Annotated in this window: 6 protein-coding genes and 5 pseudogenes; 4 read left to right on the top strand and 7 right to left on the bottom strand. The window is 58.2% G+C overall.

Annotation, left to right across the window (positions count from 1 at the left end; genetic code table 11):
- Positions 1–72 precede the first annotated feature (72 nt).
- From AF337_RS39660 to AF337_RS46450, 5 genes and pseudogenes are all read right to left on the bottom strand, one after another.
- Positions 73–397: pseudogene (locus tag AF337_RS39660) on the bottom strand (xanthine dehydrogenase family protein molybdopterin-binding subunit); the annotation flags it as partial.
- The gene (locus AF337_RS04225; protein ID WP_049731167.1) at positions 394–1,155 is read right to left on the bottom strand and encodes an N-acyl homoserine lactonase family protein; all 762 of its coding nucleotides are present in this window, start codon (positions 1,153–1,155) and stop codon (positions 394–396) included. The gene AF337_RS04225 and the pseudogene AF337_RS39660, both read right to left, overlap by 4 nt.
- Entirely contained in the window at positions 1,152–1,436 is a 285-nt protein-coding gene (locus AF337_RS46200; RefSeq protein ID WP_012489426.1) for a 2Fe-2S iron-sulfur cluster-binding protein, read from the bottom strand. Before AF337_RS46200 ends, AF337_RS04225 begins: the two co-directional genes overlap by 4 nt.
- Before the next feature lie 186 nt (positions 1,437–1,622).
- Positions 1,623–2,270, bottom strand: coding sequence for an FAD binding domain-containing protein (locus tag AF337_RS04215; protein ID WP_041684021.1), 648 nt, complete (start codon positions 2,268–2,270; stop codon positions 1,623–1,625).
- Positions 2,271–2,470: 200 nt separating this feature from the next.
- Positions 2,471–2,644, bottom strand: a pseudogene (locus AF337_RS46450) (transposase domain-containing protein); the annotation flags it as partial.
- Positions 2,645–2,839: 195 nt separating this feature from the next.
- Between AF337_RS46450 and AF337_RS04210 the strand changes: the two are divergent.
- The 4 genes and pseudogenes from AF337_RS04210 to AF337_RS39645 all read left to right on the top strand — a co-directional run.
- Positions 2,840–3,307 (top strand): avidin/streptavidin family protein, encoded by a 468-nt coding sequence (locus AF337_RS04210; RefSeq protein WP_012489429.1) that lies wholly within the window; start codon positions 2,840–2,842, stop codon positions 3,305–3,307.
- A gap of 319 nt (positions 3,308–3,626) precedes the next feature.
- Positions 3,627–3,758, top strand: a pseudogene (gene tnpB / locus AF337_RS39650) (IS66 family insertion sequence element accessory protein TnpB); the annotation flags it as partial.
- A 325-nt stretch (positions 3,759–4,083) separates the two neighbouring features.
- Positions 4,084–4,371: a hypothetical protein gene (locus AF337_RS04205; RefSeq protein WP_008534161.1), complete on the top strand. Its 288-nt coding sequence runs from the start codon at positions 4,084–4,086 to the stop codon at positions 4,369–4,371.
- A gap of 47 nt (positions 4,372–4,418) precedes the next feature.
- Positions 4,419–5,121 (top strand): annotated as a pseudogene (locus AF337_RS39645) (transposase domain-containing protein); the annotation flags it as partial.
- A gap of 42 nt (positions 5,122–5,163) precedes the next feature.
- Here the strand turns inward: AF337_RS39645 and AF337_RS04195 are convergent.
- Together AF337_RS04195 and AF337_RS04190 are read right to left on the bottom strand one after the other, a co-directional pair.
- Positions 5,164–5,556, bottom strand: a complete 393-nt coding sequence (locus AF337_RS04195) for a hypothetical protein (RefSeq protein WP_004674379.1) — start codon at positions 5,554–5,556, stop codon at positions 5,164–5,166.
- Positions 5,557–5,582: 26 nt separating this feature from the next.
- A pseudogene (locus AF337_RS04190) lies at positions 5,583–7,533 on the bottom strand (multicopper oxidase family protein).
- Positions 7,534–7,830 lie beyond the last annotated feature (297 nt).

The following is a 7,830-nucleotide window of genomic DNA, read 5'->3' as shown; positions in this document are numbered from 1 at the left end:
CGGGCGCTCGGCTTTACTCCCTACCGTCACCTACGCCACGTACTGGGACACGATCCGATAGAACGGCCACCTTTTCCCGCGTGCAAGTGGCCATATGGGGGTGGCGTAATAACCACGCATACGCGAGGTCGGTATGGCAGGTTTGATCTCTCCTTCCAGGTCGCTCGCGTTATAGATCGCGACGACGCCGGGCACCGAGAACGCATCGCCGACATCGATGTTCAGGATTCGGGCATGTGGCTGGTCGGAGCGTCGCAATGCGATATGCAACATACCGCGGCGCCATGTCATCGACATACTGACCAACACCCGTCAGCAGACGTGGATCTTCGGTGCGCTTGTCCCGCTTGCCGACAAGTTTGGGCCGCAGCTCGACGGAATGGTCCTGCTGGCTCATTCGTAGAACTCCACACCCTTTCGCAACTCTTGCCATTGCGCGTCGTCGTGGCCGAAAATGATAGAAGCTCCCCGCTCCCGAAGAGCTTTCAGGCGAGTGAGTGCCTCTGCGGCGAGTTCGATGTTCCAAGTATTTCTCGGAGCGATACCGGTGTCGACGCTCGCCTGGAGCGGGGCAGCATCTGAAGCGAGTATAAATGAACCATCTTTTTCCAGCTCGACACGGGCGACGGTCATTCCGGGGGTATGACCCGGCATGGGCAGCAAGACGATGCGCCCGTCGCCAAAGACGTCATGCTCGGCATTGAAGGTCTGGAAACCCTGGGGCTGGTCCCATTCTCCTCGAAGATAGCCTTGATTTTCTGCACCGCTTGCCGTGGCGGCCTGCGCCTCCGCTTCGTGGCAGAGGATCGTTGCGCGCCGAAAGTACGCGTTGCAGCCGCAATGATCGGGATGCAGATGTGAACAGATCACAACATCTATGTCCTCGGGGTCGAGAGCAAGAGTCTTCAACTGATGAACGACCGTCCGCTCTGGCGAAAAGATCGGGGTCATAACCTTGCTTAACCCACCCCATCGCGCGCCTGGATCGATGGCGGCCTCTGGATTGCATCCGCTATCGAACAGCGCGTTGCCTTGGGGATGGCGCATCAGGGTGGCGTGAACCGGCAATTCAATCGCTTCTTCCTTCAGCGCCCCAGGGACGTAGATGGACCGGCGCATACGAAGGCGGCCGGCCTCGAGAAAATGCATCTTCATCTTAAAGGTCCTCTCTTGCTAGCCAGTTCGCGGACGGCGGTGACGATGTTTTCATAGCCCGTACAACAACAGATGTTTCCTGAGAGCGCTTCCCTGATCTTATCATCGGTTTCCAGCGGATGGTGGCGAAGAAGGTCGATGATCGCCAACGATGAAACTGGGCCTACAAATTCGCATTGCAGGCCATGATGCTGGCGGAACGCTTCTTGGATTCGTCCGAGTATCGACGCTTCCCTGGCCATGGTTTCGATTTCGCTCCCGTCTGCCTGCACTGCAAGCATCAGACAGGAGCGTGCGCTCCTTCCATCGAGAATGACGGTGCAGGCACCGCAAACGCCATGTTCGCACCCGACATGGGTTCCGGTCAGGCAAAGGATCCTGGCGCAGGAAGTGGCTCAGCAGCGTTCGTGCTTCGATCGTGCGCGTCATATACGCTTCGTTGACGCTGACGGTGATCGTCTTCTCACTCATCTTGCTTGAAGCCTTTCGTGGTTCGCGCGGCTCCAGGCGGCGCGAAGGGCCCGTTTGGCAAGGACGCCTGAGAGATGCCTGCGGTAATCTGCAGAGGCATGGATATCCGTGTTGGGCGTGAGGATTCCAGCCAGGCGATCCGCCACCGTATCGAGAACCGGCTCGGAAACATCCGTCCCCTCGATGATGCCCTCGATCTCTTCAAGCCGCAGCTGGGTTTCACCAACGCCCATCATGCCAACGCGAACGTCAGACGCCCTGCCATCTACACAATGCAGCGTCGTCGCAAAGCAAGCGAGTGCGAAGTCCCCGTGGCGTTTTGCAAACTCCTCAAATCCCCATCCGGCATCCGGTCTCATCGCGTCGAGCTCGACGCGAATTACAAACTCGTCCGGTTCCAACGAGTTGACCAGCGATCCGACAAAAAAATCGGCTGCAGGTATTTCGCGTCTGCCGCGCTGAGAGGAGGCGATGACCGTCCCACCGAGGAACCGTGTCATCATCGGCATCTCGGTCGCTGGATCCGCATGCGCGACGCTGCCGCCGAAGGTGCCGCGGTTGCGCACGGTCATATGGGTGACGTGATGCATCGCCTCATGCACGATCGGCAAGTGTTGGCGGATGATCGGGTCTGTCGCGGTCATGTGATGGCGTACCGTCGGCGCCGATTCTCACCCGATCTCCGTGCAGTTCGATCCGATCTCCATGAACCGACGTTACTACGCGCGGCGCCCAAAATCCCGCGGCCCTGCTCGGATGGATACGATCTCTCTGAGCAGTTCGAGGTTCTCGCCGGTCATGGTGGCCACGTCTTCGATCGTGCAGATATGCATCGAACGAGCCATCAGGCGGCCTTTTGCGCAGTGGAGACCGTCGGAAGCATATTCCACGGCAACAGGTCTTCAAGCCTATCTACCGGTTAATCTTTGATCTGGGTTAGGACGTCCGTGAGGTAGCTCTCGGGGTTGCGGCCATGCAGTTTGTCCGTTCCAATGATGGTCAAGATATTAGCGTTGCGCTATCCCGTTCGTAATTTGCATCGTGTAAGTCTTCACTCCTGATGCTCGTTCTCGGGCCGCGCCACGCAACGCGCGGCCCGTCTTTCGGTTTTCTCAACCCGGGAAATTGCTACTCGGATTGATTGATTATTACGAGTTTATATGCAACCTTCGGTACGATCGCCGACGGTCGGCGCACATCAGGAGGAAAAACCATGATCCGTACTACTGCAGTTGCAGCACTTGTGTTTGCTGTAGCAACCTCAGCTTTTGCTTTCGATGCAAGCAACTTCAAGGATTTTTCAAGCATCGCATCGGCTTCCAGCAGTTGGCAGAACCAGTCCGGCTCGACGATGATCATTCAAGTCGACTCGTTCGGAAATGTCTCCGGCCAATATGTAAACAGAGCCCAGGGCACCGGATGCCAGAACTCGCCCTATCCGCTAACAGGAAGGGTAAACGGGACGTTCATCGCATTTTCGGTCGGCTGGAACAATTCGACGGAGAACTGCAATTCCGCAACCGGATGGACCGGCTACGCACAGGTCAACGGCAACAACACTGAGATAGTCACGAGCTGGAACCTCGCTTACGAAGGCGGCTCCGGTCCGGCCATTGAGCAAGGACAAGACACTTTCCAGTACGTGCCGATGACTGAGAACAAAAGCCTCTTGAAGGATTAATCTCCTCTGCCCTGCCGGCGCTGGCCCGTCAGAGATTGTGGAGCAAGAATTCATCGAATATGGCCAAAGGCTTAGACGAAGCTGCTTTCCCTGCCGAATAAAAGCGCCGCGTGCTCGTCCGCGCGGCGCAAATCCTTATTTGATGAGTTCAATGCGGCCAAAACGGCAAGCTTTCCGGACAAAAGTAAGCATCCGAGGATGCGCCGCCTTGGGGCAAACGCGGCGATCTGATCAAGGTCGTTTGGCACGATGCCAGGGGGCCTGCCTGTTCACGAAAAAATTGGAGCGAGGAAGGTTTATCTAGCGTGACGGCCAGGGCGCTTGTCTGTTCACGAAGAAGCTGGAGCGCGGCCGCTTCATCTGGCCGTCAGCCGCTGACGGCACGGTGGTGATCACACCGGCGCAGCTCTGTTATCTGCTCGAAGGTCTACAGAAATATCCCTGCTTGTGAGTCTGACGAATCATCACCGGACAAGATCGAGGTGCTGGATCCGAGCCATCCGTTATTTGGACGCTCCTTTAATGTGATCCGTGAGGTGGGACGTAGAGGCGGCAACTTCGCGCCGTCGTATGAGGTTGAACATCGTGGTGGATCGACCTTGCTGATACCCGTGTCTGCGACACAGGGATATGTCGAAGCCTGAAATACTGACGCGCGAAGGACACCATTCGCCCAATTGTGAGGAGAAGGTTTTGCCAATCACTGTGCAACGCCTTCGCCTGCAGCGGGCATCTAGGTAAAGGCACAGCGCAACAGATGGACACACGAACCTAGTTTGCTCAGCGCCGTACAACTTGCCGCCAGGCTCGATATTCCCGTCAATTGGATTTACGTTCAAATCAGGCGGAAGCGCCTGCTCATCGACCAGCAATCAACCGGAGCATATTTGTTCCAAAATTCCCCGGCGGTCGTCAACGCGGTTCGCGACCTTCGCAACCGTACCATTCATCAACTCGATCTGAGAATCATTCAGCCTCACCAGGAGGGGCATCAACATGCGTTGTCGCTGGAGGGAATTGACTGGCGCGCACGGCAGGAAACCTGGCGCCCCAGCCGGGTTTGACTCAATTTTTGCATTGAGATTGTTGAGAAATCTGATTCAATGTCGTTATGACATTGCCGCCGCTTACCCTGCCATCGGACCTTGCCAGCGCTCATCCGGCGCTGCTGGCCGAACGTGCTGCGCGGCTGCAAGCTGAGGCGGAAGCGGCCAACGCGAAGGCGCGGCTGTCGAGCATTGAGGCGCTCAACGTGCATTTGCAGTTGCTGATCGGCAAGCTGGAGCGCGAGAAGCACGGGCCGCGCCGCGAGCGCACGCAGCGGCTGATCGATCAGTTGGAATTTGCAGCTCGAAGAGCTCGTGGCGTAGGCCGCCGAGGACGAACTGAGCGTCCAAGAGGCCGCAGTCAGAACACAGTCCGTGCGCGCCTTCGCCCGCAAGCGTCCAGTGCGCAAGGCGTGGCCCAAAGACGTCGAGCGCGCACGCATCGTCATCGAAGCGCCGACGGCATGTGCCTGCTGTGGCGGCTCGCGGCTGTCGAAGCTGGGCGAGGATGTGACGGAAACGCTGGAGGATATCCCGCGCCGATTCAAGGTGATCGAGACGGTGCGCGAGAAATTTACCTGCCGCGATTGCGAGGCGATCAGTCAGGCTCCCGCACCGTTCCATGCGACGCCCGCGCGGCTTCATCGGCCCTCAGTTGCTGGCGACGATCGTGTTCGACAAGTTCGGGCAGCACATCCCGCTGAACCGCCAGAGCACGCGGTTCAAATGTGAGGCATCGGTCCGTCGACCCAGACCCTGGCCGGTGAATGTTGATCCGAATGTCTTCGAGCTGCGGCAAATGCTGGAGCATCACTGTCGCACGGCATACCAGGAGGCAACGTAGCCGGCTGCGGCGACCCCATGCGAATGCGGGACGTCGCGGACGATGCTACCGACAATGGCGTCCCTTTGATCGACGCCATTCGGCCAGTTCGGCACGATGTAGCCGCGATAGCTGTAGATCCAGGTCTCGCCGGCCACATCGCCCTTTCCAGTGAATTGCAGCTCGACAGGGTCTCCCGGACGCACCGTACCGGTCAATTCCAGCGACCACCCGGGCCCACCAATGGTTCCGCCGACCTTGCGCCGAGCCAACTCGGTCAGCACCAGCGTTCCCTGGCCAAATTCCAGTGCATTGAAATCAACCGATAAATCGGGATTGTTGATCAGGCTGCGATAACTCCAAGTGCCAGTGAAGCTCATAGTTCCTCCCAATGGCGATCGACGCCCTAATGATGGCCGGAAACGGTGCCACCCTGGCCGTCCGGCAGGGTGATCCTGATGTTCTGCATCATGCCCTGGTCCTCATGATCGAGGATGTGGCAATGCAGAACGAACTCGCCGATATAGCGCTGGTAGTGCGTCCGCACGGTGATCGTGTAGCGCGCCGACGGATCGGTGCCGGGATTCTTGATCCACAGCGTGTCCTTCCAGACATTTTTCAAGCCTGGATATTGCGGATCGCCGTCGTCATCGGCGCCAAGCGCGCTGACATCGTTGCCGGCCGCATCGACAATTTTGATGATCTGAAACGAGATTGACATGGATATGGAATGGGTGGCTGACGAAATCCGAGCGGAGCGTCCATTCGTCGACTCCGCTCAGCGGCAACGTCCGGTCGATGCGGTTGGGATCATAAGGTTTGCCGTCAACCTCGAAGAAGGCGGCACCCGGCTGTTTCACATCGATGTTAAACACCAGTTGCTGCTCGCCGGTGACCTCGCCCGCGTCGATGTCCGGATGGGGAATAAAGCTTGAGAGCGACATCTCGTTCTTGAGGTCATCGATAACCTTGCCGGCGACATTCTGTGACATCGTGCGCTCAGCCGCCGAAATCAGCCAATCCTGCAGATAGGTGCCGATCTCGCCATTGACGGCATGGCCGCCTACTGCAGTGACTATGCCGAGAAGCCGTCGGCTTGGAGCCTCCTGGTTGACGCTGGCCGCTGCCGGTGCGGCGCCATCGATGATGCAGTAGTCACCCGCTCCTGGCAACACCACCAGCGCGTCAACGCGGTAGCCCGGTTGCAGGATCGCTTGCTGCCGCATCTGCACCTGCGCCATTGTCAGCCCGTCCTGGGCCACCACCCCATACGGAATAGTATCCTTGCCGCAATTCTGGTCGATCCATCTGTCGGTGTCCGCTGCCGCAAGCGTGCGGAACGCGGTCGTCCCGGTCTTGCGCCGGATTTCGAAATTGATGGTGTCGCGAACCCCGGCGTGTATCATCCGCCACCGCTCGACCGAGCCAGCCTCCGCTGATGCCAACTGACCAAGCACCTGGCCGTTGACGCTGGTGAAGCGGCCCGAAGCCGGCCAACTGCCAGGTCCGAACTGATCGTAGCTTTCGATGCCGCCCACCTGTCCTGGCTGGCAATCATAAGTGATGTCGCCATTGTTATCGGTGCAAGCATATTGAATCTGCTGTAGCACCAAAACCCGTTCGGCGATATCGGAGCCGCCCGGCCGCTTCAATAGGCGGTCGATATCGCCAGTCTCGGTCGGTGTCGGCATGCGATCGCCACGGATGATCAACGCCCCGGACATGCCACTCGACACCTGCAATGCGGTTGATCCGTGTAGGTGTGGGTGATACCAGAAGGTGCCGGCGGGATGCTCAACGGCGATGTTGTATTCATATTGGAACGAAACGCCGGGACGGATTGAGATCAGCACATTATCGCCATTGCCAGACGGATTTACCCAGAGACCGTGCGAATGCAGGTTGGTACCGTTGAAGCAATGGGGGGTATTGGCACTGCCACCGCCGATGCCGCAGGTGGAATCCTGAGGGAACAGGTTGTGAAGCGTTACCCGCACCGTCTGACCGGGCCGTAGATCGATGGTCGGTCCAACCAATGGCGTGTCGGCACCGGATAAGCCGGTCTGGCGGGCGTCTTGATAGCCGCGCAGTTTAACGTGGTCGTAGCGCGCCGTGGCCGGATTGTAGATCTGTCGGTCGAGATAGGTAGCGTTCATATCGAGCAGAACCTCGCCCGGAAATGTCTCCCGGCTTTGTTCGAAGGTTTTCAGCATCCCCTGGGATTTTGTGATAGGTTGCAGCATATAGGCCAGGGGGTTAGTCACGGCCCTGGCCTCTTGAGCGACTGCGAATAGCGCATGGGTGACCGAAAAAACGCTCGCCATACCGAAGATCGCAATTTTGTCAGACACAGACAAACAACCCTCCCAAACCTCTGCCCGGAGTTTTGTTCTCCCCGGGTCGAACCGCATCCACAAAGTTCTACTGCGTCACCATGCGTTCACCTGCAATTCGACTTTGACTCGCGCGCTTTCTCGGGAGAAGACAGCTGCCGCCGCGCGACGAGAAAGTTTCAAGACTCATGCCACTCTGGCCGGATCGAGCCTCAGAAGGAATCTTGTGCCTATGCTTCAAGGACTTCCACGAGAGCGCGGTAGGAAGTCGGGCGGAACAGCACCATGGCGCGCACCTGACAAACCTGACAGCAGGTGTAG

The organism is Rhizobium ecuadorense (assembly GCF_001187535.1).
GTDB lineage: Bacteria > Pseudomonadota > Alphaproteobacteria > Rhizobiales > Rhizobiaceae > Rhizobium > Rhizobium ecuadorense.
The sequence above is the reverse complement of the archived record's forward strand: the minus strand, read 5'-3'. Positions and strand labels throughout refer to the sequence as shown.